Source organism: Cohnella sp. LGH (genome assembly GCF_017671885.1).
Taxonomy (GTDB): domain Bacteria; phylum Bacillota; class Bacilli; order Paenibacillales; family Paenibacillaceae; genus Cohnella; species Cohnella phaseoli.
On sequence record NZ_CP072117.1, the window covers coordinates 651,300 to 673,125 of the forward strand.

At 54.9% G+C, this 21,826-nt stretch carries 20 protein-coding genes and 1 pseudogene; 16 read left to right on the forward strand and 5 right to left on the reverse strand.

The features are described from left to right. Positions 1-32: 32 nt before the first annotated feature. The 4 genes from J4772_RS02595 to J4772_RS02610 all read left to right on the forward strand — a co-directional run bounded on the left by J4772_RS02595 (position 33) and on the right by J4772_RS02610 (position 3,532). On the forward strand, positions 33-1,223 hold the full coding sequence (locus tag J4772_RS02595; RefSeq protein ID WP_116064003.1) for a trans-sulfuration enzyme family protein: 1,191 nt from the start codon (positions 33-35) through the stop codon (positions 1,221-1,223). 239 nt (positions 1,224-1,462) lie between these two features. Further along, entirely contained in the window at positions 1,463-2,362 is a 900-nt protein-coding gene (locus J4772_RS02600; protein WP_209074047.1) for an alpha/beta hydrolase fold domain-containing protein, read from the forward strand. A 111-nt stretch (positions 2,363-2,473) separates the two neighbouring features. Then, entirely contained in the window at positions 2,474-3,043 is a 570-nt protein-coding gene (locus tag J4772_RS02605; protein WP_116064001.1) for a 5' nucleotidase, NT5C type, read from the forward strand. 63 nt (positions 3,044-3,106) lie between these two features. Continuing rightward, a complete protein-coding gene (locus J4772_RS02610) occupies positions 3,107-3,532 on the forward strand; it encodes a DUF6157 family protein (RefSeq protein WP_116064033.1) in 426 nt (141 codons plus the stop codon). Positions 3,533-3,569: 37 nt separating this feature from the next. Here J4772_RS02610 and J4772_RS02615 read toward each other — a convergent pair whose 3' ends face one another. The 3 genes from J4772_RS02615 to J4772_RS02625 form a co-directional block, all read right to left on the reverse strand. Continuing rightward, on the reverse strand, positions 3,570-4,241 hold the full coding sequence (locus J4772_RS02615; RefSeq protein WP_209074048.1) for a hypothetical protein: 672 nt from the start codon (positions 4,239-4,241) through the stop codon (positions 3,570-3,572). 17 nt (positions 4,242-4,258) lie between these two features. Continuing rightward, complete coding sequence (locus J4772_RS02620; RefSeq protein WP_209074049.1) at positions 4,259-5,080, reverse strand: hypothetical protein; 822 nt, start codon at positions 5,078-5,080, stop codon at positions 4,259-4,261. A gap of 138 nt (positions 5,081-5,218) precedes the next feature. Continuing rightward, positions 5,219-6,349: a winged helix DNA-binding domain-containing protein gene (locus tag J4772_RS02625; protein WP_209074050.1), complete on the reverse strand. Its 1,131-nt coding sequence runs from the start codon at positions 6,347-6,349 to the stop codon at positions 5,219-5,221. A gap of 276 nt (positions 6,350-6,625) precedes the next feature. Here J4772_RS02625 and argH point away from each other — a divergent pair, with 276 nt between their 5' ends. From argH to J4772_RS02650, 5 genes are all read left to right on the forward strand, one after another. After that, on the forward strand, positions 6,626-8,131 hold the full coding sequence (gene argH / locus J4772_RS02630; RefSeq protein ID WP_247740993.1) for an argininosuccinate lyase: 1,506 nt from the start codon (positions 6,626-6,628) through the stop codon (positions 8,129-8,131). A gap of 16 nt (positions 8,132-8,147) precedes the next feature. Beyond that, on the forward strand, positions 8,148-9,098 hold the full coding sequence (locus J4772_RS02635; RefSeq protein ID WP_209074051.1) for an amidohydrolase family protein: 951 nt from the start codon (positions 8,148-8,150) through the stop codon (positions 9,096-9,098). Next, positions 9,095-10,468 carry a sugar ABC transporter substrate-binding protein gene (locus J4772_RS02640; RefSeq protein WP_209074052.1) on the forward strand — a complete coding sequence of 458 codons (1,374 nt, stop codon included), beginning with the start codon at positions 9,095-9,097 and terminating at the stop codon, positions 10,466-10,468. The genes J4772_RS02635 and J4772_RS02640 overlap by 4 nt, the downstream gene beginning before the upstream one ends. A gap of 65 nt (positions 10,469-10,533) precedes the next feature. Next, positions 10,534-11,466, forward strand: a complete 933-nt coding sequence (locus J4772_RS02645; protein WP_209074053.1) for a carbohydrate ABC transporter permease — start codon at positions 10,534-10,536, stop codon at positions 11,464-11,466. A 31-nt stretch (positions 11,467-11,497) separates the two neighbouring features. Continuing rightward, positions 11,498-12,361 carry a carbohydrate ABC transporter permease gene (locus J4772_RS02650; protein WP_247740994.1) on the forward strand — a complete coding sequence of 288 codons (864 nt, stop codon included), beginning with the start codon at positions 11,498-11,500 and terminating at the stop codon, positions 12,359-12,361. Positions 12,362-12,406: 45 nt separating this feature from the next. On the opposite strand, the gene J4772_RS02655 is transcribed toward J4772_RS02650, so the two are convergent. Beyond that, positions 12,407-13,309, reverse strand: coding sequence for an aminoglycoside 6-adenylyltransferase (locus J4772_RS02655; RefSeq protein ID WP_209074054.1), 903 nt, complete (start codon positions 13,307-13,309; stop codon positions 12,407-12,409). Between the two features lie 154 nt (positions 13,310-13,463). On the opposite strand from J4772_RS02655, the gene J4772_RS02660 reads away from it, so the two are divergent. Then, on the forward strand, positions 13,464-14,882 hold the full coding sequence (locus J4772_RS02660; protein ID WP_247740995.1) for an MFS transporter: 1,419 nt from the start codon (positions 13,464-13,466) through the stop codon (positions 14,880-14,882). Further along, positions 14,883-15,710, forward strand: a complete 828-nt coding sequence (locus tag J4772_RS02665) for a MerR family DNA-binding transcriptional regulator (protein ID WP_209074056.1) — start codon at positions 14,883-14,885, stop codon at positions 15,708-15,710. It abuts the gene before it with no gap. Between the two features lie 169 nt (positions 15,711-15,879). Here the strand turns inward: J4772_RS02665 and J4772_RS02670 are convergent, their stop codons facing one another. After that, positions 15,880-17,124 (reverse strand): IS110 family RNA-guided transposase, encoded by a 1,245-nt coding sequence (locus J4772_RS02670; RefSeq protein WP_209073651.1) that lies wholly within the window; start codon positions 17,122-17,124, stop codon positions 15,880-15,882. Between the two features lie 407 nt (positions 17,125-17,531). Between J4772_RS02670 and J4772_RS02675 the strand changes: the two genes are divergently transcribed. The 5 genes and pseudogenes from J4772_RS02675 (at position 17,532) to J4772_RS02690 (ending at position 21,824) form a co-directional block, all read left to right on the forward strand. Then, complete coding sequence (locus tag J4772_RS02675) at positions 17,532-17,873, forward strand: TFIIB-type zinc ribbon-containing protein (RefSeq protein WP_209074057.1); 342 nt, start codon at positions 17,532-17,534, stop codon at positions 17,871-17,873. Between the two features lie 276 nt (positions 17,874-18,149). Next, a pseudogene (locus J4772_RS37470) lies at positions 18,150-18,212 on the forward strand (zinc-ribbon domain-containing protein); the annotation flags it as partial. A gap of 12 nt (positions 18,213-18,224) precedes the next feature. Next, positions 18,225-19,286: a DUF2628 domain-containing protein gene (locus tag J4772_RS02680; RefSeq protein WP_247740996.1), complete on the forward strand. Its 1,062-nt coding sequence runs from the start codon at positions 18,225-18,227 to the stop codon at positions 19,284-19,286. Positions 19,287-19,917: 631 nt separating this feature from the next. Beyond that, positions 19,918-20,775, forward strand: coding sequence for an ABC transporter ATP-binding protein (locus tag J4772_RS02685; RefSeq protein ID WP_116063979.1), 858 nt, complete (start codon positions 19,918-19,920; stop codon positions 20,773-20,775). A gap of 86 nt (positions 20,776-20,861) precedes the next feature. Further along, complete coding sequence (locus J4772_RS02690; RefSeq protein ID WP_209074059.1) at positions 20,862-21,824, forward strand: AAA family ATPase; 963 nt, start codon at positions 20,862-20,864, stop codon at positions 21,822-21,824. Positions 21,825-21,826: the final 2 nt, after the last annotated feature.

The window sequence follows — 21,826 nt, forward strand, 5'->3', positions numbered from 1 at the left end:
ATCAGATAGAGGCAGAAGGTGGAGAAAACAAGATGCGCATACTATCAAGAAAAGAAACGAAAGACGCCGGAAGCCAAACGATGCTTACCCATTACGGGGACGAATCGTTCCATGGCGCGGTTGTTCCGCCCGTGTTCATTAATACATTATTTTCGTTCGAATCCTATGAAGCTTTCCAACGCTCGCAGTTTCAGGACGAGACTTATTATTACTCGCGAGTATCCAATCCCACGCAGCAAATCGCGGAGAAGAAGCTCGCCGCTTTGGAGAAAGGCGAAGCGGCGAAGCTGTTCGCTTCCGGCATGGCGGCGATTTCCTCCACGCTGCTGCATTGCTTGCGCCAAGGCGATCATGTCGTATGCGGCTACCCGATCTATAACGGAACGTACCAGCTGTTTCAGACGTTTCTGATCAAGTTTGGCATAACGGCCGACTTTGTCGATTTCAGGCAGCTCGATCAAGTTCGCGCCGCCATCAAACCGAACACAAAGCTGCTGTACTGCGAGGGTTATTCTACGTTTTTTATGGACGTATTCGATATTCCCGCTGTCGTCGAGATCGCCAAAGAACACGGGTTGCTGACAATCATGGACAACACCTGCGCGACGCCGGCCACGCTGCGGCCGATCGAGTGGGGCATCGATATCGTCATTCATTCCGCATCCAAATACTTGTCCGGCCACAGCGACGTAACCGCCGGCGTTGTGATTTCGACCCAAGCATGGATCGACGAGCTGTCGAAAAACGACGCCGTGCTGCTTGGCGCTTCCTTGGCCCCGCTTGAATCCTGGCTGCTAACGCGAGGGCTGAAGACGTTCGGCGTTCGAATGAAGCAGCATGCCGAATCGGCCGGCCGGATCGCTCTTATGCTAAACCAGCATCCTCAGGTGGCCCGTGTCAATTTGCCGCTGCTCGAACAGCATGAACAGCATGAACTGGCCGTGCGACAGTTCAGCGATATGACGGGGCTGTTCAGCTTCGAAATGCACGGAGGCGCGGCAGCGGTCAAGCGCTTGATGAACAGTCTGCGGCTATTCCAGATCGGCGTGAGCTGGGGCGGCTTCGAGAGCTTGATTTATTCCCCGGGTCTAAGCATCCATCCGGAGCAGACAACTCGAACCGAATGGGAAACGAGACTTGAACGAACGATTCGCATATCCGTCGGGTTAGAGGATATCGACGATCTAATGGAAGATTTGCAGCGCGCGTTGAACGAGCTGTGAATGAAGTGCGCAGCAAACATCATCGTATAATGCAAGGGACTGTCTCGTAAGTAATCGATGATACGGAAAAACGCAATAACGCTCGCGGTGCTTGCCGCGAGCGTTATTGCGCATTATCGGTATGTTATTTGAACGAGCTTGGCAATGTTCGAAGACGGGTACTTGCCCCGGGTCGCTACGCTATGATAGAAATGAAAATGCAGGGATAGCTTTGGATAGAATCTTAAGGAGGAACGTAGATGCAGCAATCATCTTTCGAAGATGCATTCGCACGGAGTATCGAAACCGCTCGGGCAGCGCGTAGGGAATATGCGATGCAGAAAACGATCGGGGAAAGGTTTGTAGTCCCCCGCTCGCAAAAGAAGGGGATACATACGATTTTGTATCGACCGTTAACGAATACGGTACCGGGTAAATTGCCTGTTCTGTTTAATATGCATGGCGGTGCATGGGTTGGCGGCGATGCGGTGTTCATGGAGAGCTTTTGTCAGATGATTGCGAATGAAATTCCGGCTTTCGTTGTCAACGTGAATTATACAAAAGCCGACGAAGAGCCTTTTCCTTATGCTACGGAAGAGGTGGCGGATACCGTAAAGTACTTTATTGCGCATGCGGATCAGTATGGCATAGATCCCGAAAAAATGGCCGTTGGGGGACATAGTGCAGGCGCTCATCTGGCGGCAGGGGCAGCTATGATGTTAAAAGAGGATGGCATCAAATTGGCTTGCCAGATGTTAGTCTATCCTTGTACGGATATAACGGCAGATCCGGATAAGCCGGACGATCTGATGAGCGTAATCACGCGCCTTTTCTTTCCGAAAGGCGGAAACGAACATAGATACATTTCGCCATTGCGCGCGAAGGATGAAGAACTGTCGGGACTGAGTCCGGCCCTATTTGTTTTGTGCGGGCCGGATGAATTAAAGCCAATGGGAATAGCCTACGCAAAACGCCTGATAGATCGGGCAGTCCCTGTAAAAATAAAGGAATACCCGGAGGCGTTACACGGTTTTCTGGAAGTAAACCGTTCGGATTATCCGGCAGGCGATGCCCGCCAGAATCCCGAGCAGGAGGCATATTGCAAAGATTGCGAAAAATATTTGGTGCGGGAGCTGCAAGCTTTTTTTGCGGCAGTATGAGTAAGGGAAATGGAACAGTCTCTTTTGGCGCGTCAGGAGGTTTGAATGCTTTCCATACCGGGGATCATGATATAATCTCATTGCGGACTAACATAAAGGAGAACAGTGCCTATGAGGTTCGGATTCGACATCGACGACACTTTGCTTAATTTGCGGGAGCACGCATTCCGGACTTACAACGCGAAATTAAACCGGCAGGTAGACATCGAAGTGTTCCATGCTCTGACCTGTATTCCGATTCACGAGGCGTTCGGATTGACGGCCGATGAAGGACGGGAGATGTGGAATACCCACCGGGACGAAATCTATTATTCGGCTCCCCCGTTCGCCGATGCCGTCGAGGTGCTGCAGGAGCTTGAACGGCGCGGGCACGAGGTGTATTACGTGACGGCCAGAAAAGCCGAGTATTGCGAGCGCACGAAGAAGGCGCTGATTAAAGCGGGGTTCCCGGTCGCGGAAGAACGCTTTTACTGCGGAATGGACGACTTAGACAAAGTCCACATTATCCGAGAGCTGGAACTGGACTATTATTTTGACGATAAGCCTAAGGTGCTCGAGACGTTAAGCGGGCTGAAGGCCGTTACGTATGTGAAGGATAATGCCTACAACCGCCATATGGATATGCCGAGAATCGTCGGCTGGCAGGAGCTGCTTAATCTGTTGCAGGAGGACAATTGCTGACCGGATCTGTCAGTGATTGTCCGCTATAATGGAGGAAACAAAGAAGGAGGCGGCATTAAAGCTATGGATTGGAACTACTACAATACGTTCATTACGGCGTCTCCGGATTGCCCCGCGGAGCGCGGGATCATTCCGCCGGAGAAGAAGGGCGGCAGGTCAAAGCCGGGCATCGAGTACGACCTTGTCGCGGATAATCCGTATAAGTATACGCAAGAAGAGCTGTTGTTTCAGACGTATGTCCTGCACAAGGAGATTCCGCAGGAGGAACTGGAGGCTCGGGAGGAGGAACTGCGCAGCGCGTTTTTCTCCAAGTCGATGGCTTGTTTGCGTGCGTCGATGCTGCCGAAGAAGTATGGCTGGGGGCTGCACTTTGATTCGCAGGGCAGACTGGCGTTGGTTCCGAGAGAGTCGGCGGAATACGACCGACTCGCCAGCGGAGGCGAGCCGGGGGTAAAGGTGTTGGCCGCAATGCGGAATAGCCGGAAGTGATCGCACTGGCAAAGGAGTGGCAGCCGGCCCGATACGATCACTTCAAGCGGTAAGCGTGCTGCGGAACGGCGGAGCGTTCTGGAGAGATACCGGAAGCTGCGTCGAGATCGGGCGAGGACGAGGCGGCTTGTTGAGCCGACCGAGCCAGAGCCTTGGAAATTTGGACACAGAGCGTCAAGTAACAGGTATACAGCGCCGTAGTCAATACGCCGGACACGATAAGGAGAGTGGCGCTTGGTTCGGTATCGAGTCTGGCCAAATACCGGCTAACGGAATTGTCCAGAAGGTACAGAAGGATAAGCGGCGCTACCATGCCAATGATGAACTGGCCCTGCCTGGAAGTGGAGGGCGTACCGTCGAATTGTCGGCCGATGCGGAGAAATACCGAAGGGATCCCGTATATGTTGAAGATTGGAATCATATTGCAGGCCAGTGCCATGCCCGGAGAACGGGAGTAGAACGGGAACAGGCTTTGCAAATCCATATGTATGCGGTAAATCCAGACCAGATAGACGACCAGCACGATATAGAATAGGACCGTTCCGAAGAGAGAAACGAACGAGTCCAGTTCGTAGGCATAATCGAAATAGGCCGATTCGTTCACGGAATATACGACTGTGCTAAGCAAATTAATTGCGGATAGCGAGACGAGAATCGTAAGCAAAATCTTGAATACATTCGATAAAACCTCGGAATACAGCTTTTTCATACGTACGCAGCCTCTCCTTATTCCTTTAATTTTTGCAGAAAATCGACAGCCTCTTCCAACGTATCCACGGGTACGACCTCAAGACTCAGCTCCAACTCGTCCGCCCAATGCAGGGCTTCTTCCTCGTTGCTGATTCCTTCATAATAAAACCTGTCCCTATCGCCGGGAACGAAGAAATAGTCGGCACCGAACTTCTCCGCGGTAAGAAGCTTTTCCCGAATCGCGCCCACCGAGCCTACTAGATGATCCGCCTCCATCGTTCCGGTTCCGGCGATAACGTACCGTCCGCCGTCGGAGAAGTCCTCATTGCGAGACTCCTCAAACAGGCCGATCGCAAGCATCAGTCCCAAGGAATCGCCGTAGTATTCGCCCGCCAGCTCCATCAGCTCTTCCAGGCGGCTTGATCTCTCTTCCTCGTCGAGCGCTACCTCTGCCGCTGCTTCGGCGGTCGTGATCGCATGGAGAAGGGTCTCGTCTCGCAGACTTTCTCCGATCTCCATCATATCTTCCATTTCTTCCATCGCCGAGCTGTCGGCAGATACGAATTCCGCTTCAGGGTATGCCTTATTTACACTCCATCGCTCGTACAAATTATGGACGACGCCTTCCTGGACGTAACAGAAACGAACGCTTCCGTTTACGCCAAGCTCCTGCACCGACGGAATGTCGCCAGGTGCGGAGAAGGTGGCATAACGCGGCAAAAAGCAGATAATTGCCACTCCCATCGGGATGAGCAGCAGCAAGCTAACGATGACGTATTCCGGACGAATCCGCCGTTTGAGTACGATTGGCGCTTCCATTCTCTGTTCATTCCATTCCTGGTAAAAAGTTCTCTGCATTTGTGAGTTCGACGAATTTCGGCAGTTTCCTTCCAGAAGCTGCAAATGATGTGGTTGTCATGAGAAAAGGAGCGGTTTTGTCTGCTGATCAGGCCGACATAACCGCTCCCTTTCGGAAGGCTATTCGCGGGTTTAACCCTAGATAAAACGAATTTCTCTTTGTTCGCATTCGGGGGCGGCGAATTGCAGCAAATGCTCCCCTTCTGCGATTAGACTGTCTTGATCTTCCCGGCTCAGCGGACGAAAAGGCTCGATAACGAGTGCCGCAGCCGCGCGTTCTCGCACAATGCTCCAAATTCCGGCGACGAATCCGTCGATCAGAAACGTCGGGCGAATAATTCCGTTGATCGTGAAGACGCGTTTGCGATCGTCCTCGGAGATGATTCGCGTCCGATCGGCATGCGACAGCAGCACATTGTCAAATTCGGCGACATATCGCGGAGCAACCGGCAAGTTCTCGTCGGGGAGCGGAGCGTCGGGGATATCAAACAGCTCGCGCCCCTGCTCGTCGCGGAAAACCCGCAAGCGGGAACGCATTCTCCGAACGACTTCGTTCAATCGCGTTAGGCCGCACCAGGCCTGCATATCTTGAACCGTCGCAGGACCGAAGGCAGCCAAATAGCGTTCAAGCATCCATTCCGGCGAGCTTGGCGGGGCGCTATCCAGCCCCAGCCATGCCTCTGTCGTCGTATGAGCGGCCGCGCCGCTTTCGCCCCACAGTCCTCGCGGAGGCACCTGCACGAGCGACAGCAGCGTGCGCGCGGCAACGCCTAAAGCGGCGATGTCGCGCCCTTGCCAGCGCTCGTCCGCCGCTAAGCGCTCGCCGATTTCCTGAAAAGTCATCGGACTTTCCTCGACTAGTCTGCGAGCTGCCGCTGCTAGTTCGGCTTCGTCGGCTCCTTCGAGACGTTTGCCATGGTTCGACCTGTACCCTCGGTCCATAGCCGGCTGAATGAGCGGGCGAAGCGCTAAAGCATCGCGGGCGGAGACAAGATGAATCGTCGAGCGCATCAGCGCGATCCGCACCGCCTGACGGGATCGAATCAGCTCCGCCAGCTCGTCTTGCCGAAAGTTTTCGAGCCTGGTCCATAAGCCGAAGTAAGGCGGAGCGGGAGCCTGCGACTGCATGCCTACAAGATGTTCTATCGTTTCCAAAGCGGAAAGATTTTGTCGGCGGATGAGCATCTGACGTTCCAGCAGCGCGCGATTAAGCTGTCGACGGCTTAGAACGGACTCTGGGCTCGTGTCCGTAGAAGAAGGATGTGCCATCGGGAGACCTTCCTTTCGGTGTTCATGACGACTTTGGACGGTAGGGAAACTAGCAACTCTCGTATTTTCTCCAGTCTACCGGAACGAGCCTTATTTTCCAAATTCCATATTGACATCACAAACGTCAAGGTCTAGAATAAAACATTATAAACACGACTAATCCAATCGGAATATATATGTATCGACCAGACCACTGGAGACCAAACAAGCTAGAGGTTTGGTCTTTTTTTGTTTATGTAAATCCGATTGGCAGAGAGAGCAGGTGATGGCAAGCGAGTGGGAGAGCCGGAAAAGAAAGAAGGGGAGGAGAACGCCGGCGGGTTCTACGCGAAGGCGATTCTGGAGCCGATCTATCGGCAGGCTCAGGAGCAGTTGCTGGCCCCGATGAACGCCGTTAACAAGGCGCATCTGATTATGCTGGCGGAGCAAGGGCTGATCGGGGAGGAGGAGGCTCAAGCAATCGCGAAGGCGCTGCTCGGCCTCGATCTGGCAAAGCTCGCAACGAGCCGGTATACGGGACGATTTGAAGATTTGTTCTTCGAGGTCGAGCATGAGCTGACGAAGGCGGCGGGAGAGGCCGCGGGCAGTTTGCATCTGGCCAGAAGCCGGAACGATATGGGCATCGCCGTCTACCGGATCGCGCTTCGGGAGAAGCTGCTGCGAGCGCTGGATGCCGGCCTCGAGCTGAGAAGCCGGTTGATCGAGTTTGCCGAAAAGCACGTCGACACGCTGATGCTTGGATACACGCACACGCAGCAGGCTCAGCCGACAACGATGGCGCATTACGCCTTGGCCGTATCCGATTCGCTCGCCCGCGACTTCTGCCGGTTGAAGGCAGCCTATGCCAATTGCAACCGCAGCAGCATGGGCGCCGCTGCTCTAACCGGCTCGGGCTTCGCGATTGATCGATTGCGTACGGCGGAGCTGCTCGGCTTCGGCGAGGTCATTGAAAATACGTACGACGCGGTCAGCGGGGCCGACTACGTCGGCGAGGCGACGACCGCGACGTCGCTGGCTGCGGTTAATCTGGGACGATTCGCGCAGGAGCTGCTGCTCTGGTGCACGCAGGAATTCGCAGCGATCCGGGTAGCCGATCCGTTCGTGCAGATCAGCTCGATCATGCCGCAGAAACGCAATCCCGTATCGATCGAGCACGCGCGCTCCTTGCTGTCGAGCTGCGCGGGGGATGCCGCTACGGTATTGACGATGATCCACAATACGCCGTTCGGAGATATCGTCGACACGGAAGACGATCTTCAGCCTTATGCCTGGAGATGTCTGCGTACGCTTGAGACGGTCTATCGCCTACTCGCTGGCATCATCGCCACCTTGGAGGTGAACGCGGACGCACTGCGCTCTCGGGCCGAAGCAAGCTTCGCTGCGACGACAGAACTGGCGGATACGCTGGTGCGCAGGGAGGGGCTTGCGTTCCGGGTCAGCCATAGCATCGTGTCGAGGCTGATACGAGATGCGGACGCCGAAGGGTTGGCCGTTCGCGAGCTGACGCCGGAACGATTGAACGCCGCAGCGGAGGCCGTTCTGGGCCGACCGCTTCGCCTAACCGCGGACGAACTGGCGGAAGCGCTCGATCCCGGGCATTTCGTCGCCGTGCGCCAACTGCGGGGAGGGCCGAGCCCGAAGGAGGTTGAGCGGGCGCTGCGCGGGCAGTGGGAGAGGCTGGACGGAGAGAGGACGCGGCTTGATCGGGAGCGGGAGCTTCAGAAGAGCAGAGCCGCCGAGTTGGACGAAATACTGGTCGCCTGGTTGCGGCCGCGCGGATAGGAAGGAGGAATGGCCGATGTTCAGAGAGGGATTCAAAGTGTTCGATATTCACGGTCACATGCCCTATCCTTTTCCGAGGCTGTATGAAGCGCACGAGCAGATTGCAGAGTACGGCAGGGAGCGGGCCGAGCGGATGAGGCTGACTTGGGATTTCGGCTCGGCCAAGGAGAATCCGGCGGAGCAAGCGAGACCGCTGGCCGATCGCTGGAAAGACGAGCTGGACAAATACGGCATCGGGGGCATGAATTTTCTAACCGGTCCCACGAACGACGAGTTGGCCGAGCAAATCTCAAGAGCTCCCGATCGGTTTACGGGCTTCGCATCGCATCCGATCGAAGGGCCGGATGCGCTAACCGAGCTGCAAAGGGCAGTCGACGAGCTCGGACTGAAGGGCTACAAGCAGTTCGGACCGCTGACGCCAATCTCGTACGACGATCCGTCGCTTCGCCCGATCTGGGCGTTCCTGGCGGAACGGAGGCTGCCGGTGCTGATCCATTTCGGAATGCTGGGGCACGCCGGCGGCATTGTCGAGCACCGGAATATTAACCCGCTCGCCATCTTTAACGTCGCGCGGGAGTATACCGACATTCCGTTCGTTATCCCGCATTTCGGGTGCGGCTACTTCCGCGAGCTGCTCCATCTGTGCTGGAGCTGTCCGAACGTGTATGTAGACACGTCGGGCTCTAATCAGTGGACAAGGTGGATGCCGTACGAGTTGAATCTCGAAATTCTGTTCCGCAAAACCCGCGAGCTGATCGGCGCGGAACGGATTGTTTTCGGAACCGATTCGATGGGGTTTCCCAGAGGATATCACTATCGTTATTTGCAGGATCAGGTTCGCGTCGTTCGCGAGCTGCGCTTTGCAGAGGAAGAAATAGAGGCGATCTTCGGCAACAATGCAAGAAAGCTGCTGAACCTGCCGAGTGCATCGACCATTTCGGATCAAGAGGAGAGGACAAGAAAATGAACCAACCCTTGCGTTACGGTATAAAGCTAGCGTCGGCCCTCGCCGCCCTTCTGGTCGTATTGACGGCTTGCGGAGGAGGCAATGGCAAAGGGGGAGACGCCTCGCCGGCATCTTCGAACGCGGCGGCATCGCCGCAGGCATCGGCGGGGGAGGCACCCTCTTCCTCAAGCTCGGAGAAGGTGACGATCGAATACTGGCAGTACGAGTTTCCGGCCAAAGTCGAGTTGATCGACGAGCTCATCCAGGAGTTTCAGACGCTTCATCCCAACATTACCGTCAAGCAGACGAACTTTCCGTACGACCAATACAGCCAGAAGGTCGCGACGCTCGTTCCGGCCGGCAAAGGACCGGACGTCATCAACCTGTACTACGGCTGGCTGCCGCAGTACGTAGCTTCCGGTTATCTGCAGCCCCTTCCGGAAGATGCTTTCCCGCCGGCGCAGATCGAGAGCGACTACTATCCGCTCGTCAGCGCCGCCAAGCTGGACGGAGCCTATTATGCCATTCCGACGGCCGTACGCACGCTGGCGCTGTTCTATAACAAGGACTTGTTCGCCAAAGCGCAGATCGCGGAGCCGCCGACGACATGGGAGGAGCTTGTCGACGCGGCCAAGAAGCTGACGGAGAAGGACGACAAAGGGCAATTCGTCGTCGAAGGCTTCGCTTGGGAGCCGGGAGCTCAGCTCCATCACTGGTTCCGCGACGGCTTGCTGCCGCAGGCGGGCGCGCAGGATCTGAGCGACGACCGGAGGAAGGTGCTATGGGACGAAACCCCCGCCGGTCTCGAAGCGTTCCAATACTTGCTCGATTTTGCGATTACGCACAAGACGGGCATTAACGGATTTTATAATGACGATATCAACGCCTTCAAGACGGGGCATGCCGCGATCAACATTGACGGATCGTTCCGGCTCGGCGCGCTTAAGAACGACGCTCCCGATCTCGTCTACGGCATCGCGCCGCTCCCGTCCTACAAAGAGAAGTCCGCTCCGGCTTCCTTCTGGGCGAACGCCATTCCGAAGAACGTCCAGGACGCCAAGCTGGAGGCGGCCAAGGAATTTCTGAAATTCCTGACGAGCAAGGAAGTACAGGAGAAATGGGTGGAACGGGTCGGGGAGCTTCCGGCTCAGAAAGCCGTCGGTTCCCAGGACAAATACGTAAACGACGAGAAGCTCGGGCCGTTCATTCGGCAGCTCGACAACAGCAAGGCGCACTTCTTCATCGACGAGAACCAGGAGCGCACGCTGATCGTGAACGCGACGAACGAGGTGCTGCTCAACAATGTGCCCGTGGAACAGGCATTCAAGGATCTTGTCGCCAAAACTCAAAAAATCTACGACGACTATTGGGCTAAGCAGGATAAAAAATAACGCGGGAGCGCCGGCCCGGGCAGGCTGCCGGAGCCGGCTTCCGCCCAACGGAGGGATCATCTGCGATGATCGCGCAGGCTATTCGACTGACCGCCCGCAAGAGCCGAGCTCTGCTGGGTTTCCGTTTGCCATACCGGGCGCAGCGTTACGTCTTCATCTATCTGGTGCTGGCGTTTCCTCTGCTTTATTTTCTGGGGACCAGGCTGCTGCCGATTCTCTACGCCTTTAACGTGAGCGTTCGGGAGTGGGACCTGCTTTCGCCGGAGAAGCCGTACGTGGGCTTCGACAATTTCGCGGCGTTGTTCGGCGATGAGGTGTTTCGCAAGTCGATCGTGAATACGCTGATTTACGTGGGAGTCGGCGTTCCCGGGCAGCTTGCCGTCGGCCTCGCGGTGGCGCTGCTCATCCATCGGATTCGGCGTTTTCGGGGCTTGTTCCGCACAATCTATTTTATTCCTTACGTAACGAGCGCGGTCGCCGTCAGCTGGGTGTTCCGCTGGATTCTGATGCGCAACGGCTGGCTGAATCAGACGCTGTTGAGTTTGGGGCTGGAGCCGCAGCTGTTCCTGCAGTCTCACCGACAGGCGATCTATCTTGTCATCCTGACGATTATCTGGCAGAGCATCGGCTTTCAAATGCTCGTGTTCCTTACCGGCCTGGAAGGCGTGCCCCGCATGTATTACGATGCCGCGGCGATAGACGGCGCCGGTTCCTGGCGCCGGTTCCGCCACGTGACGCTGCCGCTGCTCAACCCGGTCATCGTCTTCTCCGTCGTTATCGGCGCGATCTCGTATTTGCAGACGTTCGGGCAAGTGCTGAGCATGACCAACGGCGAGCCGCTCAACTCGACGAGAACGATCGTGCTCCACGTCTACGCGCTTGCGTTCCAGCGCTTTCAGATGGGCAGCGCCGCCGCTGCGACCGTCATTTTGTTCGTCATGATTCTGGCGTTGACGCTGCTTCAATTCAAGCTTGTCGGACGCAAGGTCGAATACTAATCGCGATTCGAAGAAGAAGGAGGCCGATGAATTGAGCACGCAGCACATTCACCGAATTTCCGCTCGAGGCAGTCCTTCGGGAAGCCGACTGGGCTCGCTCGCCAGCTACGTTTTGTTGACGCTGGGCACGCTTGTCGTCATTTTTCCTTTTCTTTGGATGGTCGCCACATCGTTTAAGCTGCCCCAGGACCTGTACAGCCTGCGGCTTATTCCGGCGACGGCGACGCTCGGCAATTACGCCGAAATTTTCGAGAAAGCCCCGTTTTTCTCCTGGATCGGCAACACGGTTCTGCTTGCGCTCATTACGGTGACGACAGTCCTCGTCTTCGACACGATGGTCGGCTACGTGCTCGCGAAATTTTCCTTTGTCGGAAAAAGCGTTATTTTTCTGCTGATTATTAGCACGCTAATGGTGCCCACCGAGATGCTCATCATCCCTTGGTATCTGATCGCGACGGAGCTGGGGTGGTCGGATACGTACTGGGGAGTGTTGTTTCCCGGCATCATTACTGCCTTCGGCATCTTCCTGATGCGGCAGTTCATGGAGGGCTTGCCGTCCGAGCTGCTGGACGCGGCCCGCATCGACGGCCTGAACGAATGGAGAATCATGGCCCGAATCGCGGTCCCGCTGGTCAAGCCGGCCATTGCCGCCTTGACGATTCTGACGTTCATCAGCAATTGGAACCAGTTTACCTGGCCCCTTATCGTGCTTCAGTCGGAGGAGCGGTTTACGCTTCCGGTAGGTATTCTGTACTTTTCCAGCGAGCTGAAGGATTCCAGCAGTTGGATTCTGATCATGACCGGAGCGACCGTCTCGATCCTTCCGCTAATCGCTTTGTTTCTCGTGTTCCAGAAGCAGATCATTCGGGGAATTGCCCTGAGCGGCATGAAGTGAGGGGCGTTCGACTATCGGAACCTCGCCAGCGTTAGCCGGAGCGGATCAAGGGAGCGGGCCGTCAATCGGGGTAGACGACTCCAACAACGGCCTCCCGGCTATCCGACCCATCTCCCGCATCCGTCGCATATATTCCGTCACCTTTCGGTCTTCCTCCAACGGATACGAGCAGCCGAGCTTGTCCGCCAGAGCCAGGCCAACGGCCCGAGTCAGCCGCCCGGTCTCGAACAGCGCGTCCCAGATGCGCTCCGAGTCGCCATCTGCGTAAGTACGGGCGTAGGACGCCCACAGCTCCTCCGGCATCAAACGCTCAAGCCACCGTCCCGCCTTGCCGACGTTCACCGACCAGCGGTTGTTCATGCCGACGTGCCAGCTCAGCACCTTCACCAACGCGTCTCGCACGACAACATCGAGCATAAACTTGGCGTACGGAAGCTCGCCTCTTCTCAATCCTTTCGCCACGTTCGTCGAGCACCACCATATCTCGTTAAACGCCTCTTCGATTTCGCGTCGATCAGGCTGCGTCGTGACATAGGAGCGATCGCTCGGAGGCGGAACCTCGCCCATTCTTCCGTCTTTGTCCAGCAGCACCTTCGTCAAGCTGTCGTCCAGCCCTGACATCTTGTCCGCGAAGCGGAAGGACAGGTCGATGCGAACCCCATCCATAAACTGCATCAGAAATATCTCCCACGTCTCGTCCTCGTTCTCCTCTTCCTCAGACCGATTGTGCTGCATAATCATCAGCTCGCCGAACTCGGCTGCGATCCAGCTCTGATCCCGCACGAACGAATCGATGTCCGTCACTCCGTAAATGACGTCGTAGTCCCGCAGCTCGTCCTTCTCAACGTTCGGGTTAACGCGGGAGCCGTTCAACAGAACGATGCGTACCCGCGAATCCCGTCCAGCGAAGCTTAACAGTTGTCCGAAAACTTCCTCTTCCCGCCTCATCGCAACCTCCGCACCTTCCGTATTTTCTCCAGTCTACCGGAACGCGTTTTATTTTCCAACAACCGCTTTACTCTGGAGTTACTCCATAGTTTAAGATAGAGGCAAGATACGCCTAACCTAATCCTGCGGCCCAACTGGGGAGGAGAAGATGGAGATGCAATTTCTAAGAAGGGTAGCGGGCAATGCGAGAAATGCGTTTCGTTTTACGAGTACGGGGCTGTCTTTGAAAGAGAAATGGAGGCTCGCGCTCCCCGGTCCGATTCTGTCGGTCGGAGGCGTGCTGATCCACAACGTCTTCATCAAGTATTACACCGACATTATCGGCCTCAGTCCGACGATGGTCGGCTGGGTGTACATCATCTACAACATTTGGAATGCGATCAACGATCCGTTCATCGGCGTCTGGATCGATAAGATGAGGCACAAGCCGAGGCGGGGAAAATACGTCTATGTCATGCGCGTCACGGTCCCGTTCATGATTCTTTCTTCGTTCGCGATGATGCTGTCGAGTCCTTCCTGGAACGAGTGGACGATTTTTCTGCTGTATACGGTGGAGCTGTTCATCTACGACACGGCGGCAACAGCCTACAGCATCGCCTATCAATCCTACACGCTGGTCGCCGCACCGACGAAGGAAGAGCGCGTTGACGTGAACGTTATCCAGAACTATATCTCCCAAGGGATGTCTTTTCTGGTGACGATGATTCCGACGATGCTGCTGGTAGGGGACGGGAAGAGGGAGGTCATCCTTCCGATCTTCACCTTGGTCATATTGGCCGAATCGATCTTTTTCACCTTGGCGCTAAGGGGACTGAGGGACGACGCCAAAATGTACGAAAGCCTGGAAAACCAGCATCTCGACCTGAGGGACATATGGAAGGAATCTTGGCAGATTATCAAATCCCGGCCTTTTCTCTCGTACATTCTGTTTTCCATTATTACCGTCGGGCCGATCGGCTTTTACTTCACGCCTTTCCTATACTATATGGACGATGTTATGAATGTAAGCGGTGCCACCGCAACGATCGTCGACGTGAGCACACATGTGGCCGTTCTGCTCGTCCTTCCCGTCGCAGGCTATTTCATCAAGAAAAACGGCACGAAAATCAGCGTTTACTGGGGAACGCTCACCGCGCTGCTCGGTTATCTCGGCATTTTTCTGGCCCCTAATCTCTGGATTGCCGCGATCTCCTATACGCTGGTCGTGTTTACGGTCAACTACATTCGCACCGCGGCGGCGCCTATGGGCGCGCTGATCATCGACGAGAATGAACGAACGACCGGCGTGCGGAAAACGGGGCTGTTCAACGGCTTGTTCTCGGTGTTTACCGTTGCTTTCTCAAGTATACAGACGGTGGTCTTCATCAATGTGATCGGCTCCTACGGATACGACGGGACAGCGGATTTTCAGACGGATTCGGCTTTGTTCGGCATACGGCTGGCTGCGGGCATCATCCCTCTGGCGGCTGTTTTGCTGGGGCTTCTTCCAATTTCGTTCTATCCGTTCGATAAGAAAAAGGAAGAGGAAATTTCGGCGTTCAGCAATCGGGCGCGAAGAGGAGAAGGGGCATAGATGAGCGAGCATTCGTTAAGGCTTAGTTTTACGATCGGGGAAGTGTCGCAAATCCTGGATATTCCCGTCGATACGTTGCGCTACTATGACAAAATCGGGCTGCTGGCCCCCCATATCCGGGATACGAACAAATACAGGTATTACGATCTTGAGCAGTTCGACGCGCTGATCACGATCCGCATGCTCAGAGCGATGGAGGTTCCGATCGAACGTATTCAGGAGCTGCTGAAGGAGCGGGAGTTGGCCGGAATTCGCGGATTGCTCAGAGAGAAACGGTCCGAAATCGACCGTCGGCTGGCGTATTTGACCCAGTTGTCCGGCAAGCTTGAAACACTGCATGGGAAGCTTCGAAGGTTTGAGGACACGAATACAATCGAGCTGGTCAAGACAGAGCCTGCCTGGGTATTGTTGACTGACTCGATAATGGAAAGCGGCGACCGCAAGCTCGGAAGCCGGGTTCAGGAGCAGGTGCGCCGCATCCGCGAGCCGAAGGAGTGGATCGCCTTCTGCCACATTATATCCATCGTGTCGCAGGACAATTTACTGGCAGGCCGCTATCACAATTATCTGAACAACGGCATTTTGTCCACGCATCCGTTGGCGGGAGAGGGCGATCTTTTTCGTAAGCTTGAACCGTTTTATTGCGCGAGAAAATACGTGGTCATCGGCAAGGACGACTATTCCAAGCTGGACGAACACTATGAGCTTATGCGGGCTTTTATTGCGAGGCGCGGCTTCCGGGTTGCCGGCGATTCGCTGGAAATCAATCTGTATAACCAGTACGACCGTCACTATATCGAAATGCATATTCCGATCGCGGAGAAATAAAGTCCAGCGGTATGATGTCAAGCGCTAACCTCGAATGAATTGGAAATTTTTTTGGCTGTAAGTTAGATCAGTCATGAAAAATGGGCACATCAAACTAAACCCAGCCGAAAATCAAGTGAATAACCAGATTTTTACTGGGAATCCGTAATGGACTTTGGCAAAGGAGGCGTCAATCCTTCGCAGTCGTCACCTTCCTTCGAGGCGTATAGAGTTGGCCGTTGCGTAGCAGCACATCGACCAGACGCACAAGTTTTCTTGCCGTTAAGACGAGGGCGCGTTTGTGTTGATGCTTGGGTACTTCCTTGTATTTCTTCCGGTAATACTCGCCGAATTCTTCATCGCGGTTTTTCACCGAGTTGGCAGCTTCAACCAGGTAATAGCGAAGGAATCGGTTGCCGGAACGAATGCGTTTAGTATCCTCGGCCTCAAAGGGGCCGGACTGATGCCTGCGCCATGTGAGCCCAGCGTACTTGGCGACAGCGGCTTGATCGCTAAAGCGCCAGATGTCGCCAAGCTCGGCGAGAATGCCGGCGGCGTAGACCTTGCCGATGCCGGGGACGGATTGCAGGCACTGGGCGCCCGGCATGCCTTCCAGAATCCGCGAGATGGCCTTGTCCAAATCCTTGAGCTGAGCCTGAATGCTTCGGATGGTCTGAATGGATGTGCCAAGCACAAGGTCGATGGAATCCTCGACGACTTTGGAGAGCCGGTAAGAAGCTCTGGCGGCTTTCTGAATGCAGCGAGCGACGTTCTCTGCGTCAGGGAAGCGATTGCGTCCCTTGTCTCTGAGATAGTCAGCCAAGCTCGCGACATCCATGGTCGCAATGTCGTCCAGGCTGTATTGGTCCGAGAGCATCTCCAGGATGGCATGTCCGAATACGGAGCTCTCGACTTCGGACGTAAAGGCGTTGCACTTGTAGAACAGGTTCTGCAGGAAGTACTGCTTCTCGCGCGTCAGGCTGTGGACCATATGAAACCGCATGCGGGTAAGCCGCTGCAAGGCAACGTACTGCTCTTGCATGACGATGGTCGTCGTCAATCTGCCGAAGCGCAAACGGTCCGCAATGACCCAAGCATCGAGACGGTCGGTCTTGTCAAGATCCGGATACGCTTCTCTGAACTTGCTGACGAGCTTCGGGTTGATGGTGAACACTTTGGCCTTGCGTTCCTTGAGTGCCGCATCCTCATGCATATACATCGCAGGATGCCAGCTGTAGACCGAGGTAGCCTCAAGCCCGATATGGATTTCGGAAGCGGACAGCTTGTCCGCTACAGCAACAATGCGGTCGCGTAGGTGAGAAGCGCCATGCAAATCGTTCTTCACGGTAAGCGTCTCAACCTTGTCGCCATCCGAATTCATGAAACACGCTTCCAGTTCTTGCGAACTGACGTCAATACCGACAAATAGTTTCAAGTGGAGATCCTCCTTTCTCTAGGGATTCAGGGAATGGACGCTCCGGGATGCCTCCGGTGCACTCGCAGATCAATCACCCTCGCATATGAGGACACACTTCGGGCCATGAGCTGCCCCAGCGCTGCTATTGCTGGGCATGGTTTGCCGAAGGGAACAGCCAGCGGGTAAGAAGCTCAGACGAGTACCGGAGAAACAGACTTTAGATGTAGACGATGCTACAGGAGGCAGAAGAATTTCCCCGAATGGACCCTAAAATCCATTGTCCAGAGGCATGCCGGAAAGTCCAGTCCCAAATTTAATTTTCAAAGAGCAAGCTGGAAATTCTGAAGGCGGCCTTCATCCCCCTCGGGGGATGGAAATTGGCTTATAACTGCCTTCAAAAAATACTATACGAGGAGGTTAAGATTATGAACTGCCCGGTATGCAACGACAGCCGAATGAGGGAAGTGGAGAAAAACGGGATTCTCATCGACGTATGCCCAACATGCAAAGGGGTGTGGCTGGACCGCGGAGAGCTGGAGAAGCTGATGCAAGACGTCAGAGAGGTGCGTCAAGACTATAATGCCTGGTATTACGGCGATTCGTCGGAGGACTACGAGCAGCAGAAGGGGAACTACCCTCCTCAACAGTACGCGCCTCCGCAGCAACAGCAACAGTATCCGAAGCAACAGTATCCGCAACATGGTCATTACCCGCACAAGAAAAAGAAAAAAAGCGTTATGGATCTCTTCGGCGACTTGTTCGATTAAGCAACGGAAGGCATTCGTTGTATAGAGGCTGTTTGTCCCATAAATAAGCAAAATCGTTCCGAGTGATTATCGCAGGATGAATGTAGCGGGTATCTATCTCCCTCCAATCGAGAGGGGATAGATACCTTATTTTGCATGGATAGTCTTGTATGCCTTGCTTGGGGGATTGCCCATTGTTTATGAACGAAGGGGGGAGCTGCCGGTAAAGGAAGGGTTTTCCACAACTATTGTCGAAAAAGGGAGGAATCAAACGAAAAAGCAAAGGTTGTGTAGACATTGTTTTGTACTCAGTGCGGACAAAGCTTGCCTGAGCATGCCCGGTTTTGCAGCCGGTGCGGGGGTAAGGTTGATGTGGGGACTGCGGAACCGCAAGCGAATCCGCCTGTGGAGAAGCCGACAGTGAGTCTGGAGAAGCCGATGGCGAGAAGGCTGCCTGAGCATCAAGGGAATCCGTCGGAGCAGCAAGCGAATCCGCCGGAGGAGAGGTCGCCGGAGCCGCGAGCGACGCAGTTGAAAGGCGGATCCGCAGATCAAACGATAGATCGGCCTGCCAATCATTCGACGGAACGGATAGCGGATCGATTAGAGGAACGTCCGTCATTCGCGGCGCCCCCCGATTATCCGGCCGATGACTTCGACGAGCAAGTAACGGCGTTCGTGCAGCGGAATTCCGGCTACTACTTGCGCAAGTGGAGCAAGAGCGCCACGCCCGCGAAGGATATCGGCTGGAACTGGGCCGCGTTTTTCCTTTCCTACTTCTGGCTGGCGTACCGCAAGCAATACGGAGTCGTACTCCTATTATTAGGTGTTTGGATAGCCATCGACATTGTTAATATTGCCTTCGATCTCGAGGTGAACAACGTAGGCTACGGCTTATTTTGTTCAGTAGGTATCGCACTGGGCGCCAATGCCTTATATTACAAGCATACGAACAAACAGATCGATAAAATCAATCGCTATCCGCTGGAACGCTCCCTCAAACTCAAAGCGTTGTCTCAAAAGGGAGGAACGAGCTTTATAAGCGTGTTTATGGCGATTGGACTGCTGACCGTGTATATCATAATTAATTTATTTGTTCTTTTTCCCAATTTCGGCAAGACGGATATCCAGTTCGGGCGTTCCGAATCCGGCAGCGCCATCACAGGTCAGACCAGCGTATTCGAGGAAAACGAGTCAATCCATTATGGCTTCGGATTCCCGGGGAAAGCCGGAGATATCGAAGTCATTCTTGAAATTCGCCAAGGTTCGGACAGCAAAGTCGTAGATCGCTGGGAGCTTGAGGTTCCTTCGGATTGGCCGGGGGTAATTCACCGCTTCGACGCTCCTAAACCGGCAGACTATACGCTTAAGATCGTTATGGACGATAGAGTCATTTCCAAAGGGAAGTTTTCAGTGAAGGGACGATTGGCCTGATATAACAATCGGCAGGGTACCGGGAGATTGTTCGTGGGCGGGAGTATGGCCGAGGCTGTATAGCAATCAAAGCGTCGGGCCTCTCGCCAGTCGATCGGCTGCTCCCGCCGTCCGGCCCCAGGCAGGGAAGCGTGCTGCTGTAAAGAGGTTGACCGGGCAACTGCAAACGGAAGGGGCTGTCTCATAAGCAGGATCGTAAGCCATCCATATACTCGTCGAAGACGCCTTAGTGATATGGAGTCCCTGATCTTGATTGATTTATACGGTTTTTCATACAAACGTCCGTCGTTTGAGCCTGAGCAGAGCGGCTTTGTACGTTTTTTCGAACAAACGTTTGCCATTTAAGCCTTATTCGAGCTGTGTTGTACGATTTTTCGCACAAACTTCCCTGCCTCAACTTTTGTGTGTCTCTGCAAGGCTGCTTCAGCCTCTAGGACACAGAAGGCGTTTTCTACTTGCGAGCTTAATAAGCCAATGTTGCCAATTCGACCGGACAAGACGTTGCCGACGGCAAGCGCCTTCAGCGTTCAATTTGCCGATTTCCATTGACAATGGAAGTGAGAACGATTATCATTCATAGCATAGATGTTTAATGAGAATCGTTTTCAACATATAAAAGGGTGGATGAGAGATGTCCCGATTAAGCACGAGTCACTTGTCGCTGGCCTACGGCAGCCGGAGTATTGTAGAGGAACTGAACTTGCATGTACCGGACGGTCTGATTACGGCGCTCGTAGGAGCGAACGGGTCGGGCAAATCGACGATCCTCAAGTCGATGGCGCGTATTCTAACGCCTGCGCAAGGAGGCGTCTATCTGGACGGCAAGCTCATTCATCGTCAGCCGACGAAGGAGGTGGCTAAGAATCTGGCCATTCTGCCGCAAAACCCGACCTCTCCGGAAGGCTTGACGGTCCGAGAACTGGTTTCGTTCGGTCGTTATCCGCACCAGAAAGGGTTCGGCGTACTTTCCTCGGAAGACAATCGGATGATCGATTGGGCGCTGCAGGCGACCGGCATGTCGACGTTCTCCAGCCGTCCGGTCGACCATCTGTCCGGCGGTCAGCGTCAGCGCGCCTGGATCGCCATGGCTTTGGCGCAAGGCACGGAGGTGCTGCTGCTCGACGAGCCGACGACGTTCCTGGACATGGCCCACCAGATGGAGGTCATGATTCTGCTGGAGAAGCTGAACAAAGAGCAGAAACGCACGATTATTATGGTGGTGCACGATCTTAATCATGCGGCCCGATACGCCCAGCATCTCGTGGCGCTGAAGAGCGGCACCGTACTGTATGAAGGCCACCCGGAAGTCGTCATGACTCCGCAGATGCTGCGCGACGTGTTCAATATCGACGCCGATGTCATCCCGGACCCGCGCACGGGAGCTCCGATGTGTCTGCCTTACGGCCTGGCGGAGGATCCGGCCGATCGTCATGTCGAGGATTCCGCGAAGGAAGCGTACGAAGACCGCAGAGTGCAGGCGATGGCGTAAGTTAACCGAATAGTTGTGAATTCTCGACTTCACACCCTTCTCCGCTATGCTAGAATATAGGAAACGGAGGAGGGTGTTTTTGCGTCGTGAACAAGCAAACCGTCGAGCATAAATTATCGTCTGTTATCGCCAATGTCAGCTCTGTCGTCGTAGGGAAGGAATCCGTTCTTGAGCATTTGCTGATCGCGCTTCTCGCGCCGGGGCACGTCATTCTGGAGGACGTCCCGGGAACGGGCAAGACGCTGCTAGCCAAGTCGCTGGCCCGTTCGCTCGCCTGCGAAATGAAGCGCATACAATTTACGGCCGATCTGCTCCCTTCGGATGTGACCGGAATTAACGTATTTAATCAGCAGACCGCGCAATTCGAGCTTCGCCGCGGCCCCGTCTTCGCCAATATTTTGCTGGCGGACGAATTGAATCGAGCCACTCCACGCACCCAATCGAGTCTGCTGGAATGTATGGAGGAGCGCCAGGTTACAATAGACGGCGCGACTTATCCGCTGGATTCTCCTTTTATCGTAGTCGCCACGCAGAACCCGATCGATAACCATGGCACGTTCCCACTGCCGGAAGCCCAACTGGACCGCTTTATGCTCTGCCTCTCGATGGGCTACCCGTCGGGCGATGAGGAACTCGCGATCTTGAAGCGTTTTACGTCCGACAATCCGCTGGACGAGCTGCATGCGGTTCTAGGTCGCGACGAAATCCGGGAGTTGCAGGCTCAAGTGCCGAAGGTTCACGTTTCCGACGCCGTCTACGACTATTTGCTGGCCATCGTTGCTGCGACGCGAAATCATTCGGACATCTCCTTCGGCGTCAGTCCGCGCGGCAGCTTGCAGCTGTTGAAGGCTGCGCAGGCTCGCGCGCTGCTGAGAGGAAGGGAATATGTGCTTCCCGATGATGTCAAATCCCTGGTGAAGCCGGTATTCGCTCATCGGCTCATTCTGAAGGATACGTTCAGAGGCGAAACCAACCGGGCTCATCCGCTGCTGGACAGCTTGCTGGCGGGCATTCCCGTTCCGACGGAAGCCGGACTGGAGTCGAGGTAGAG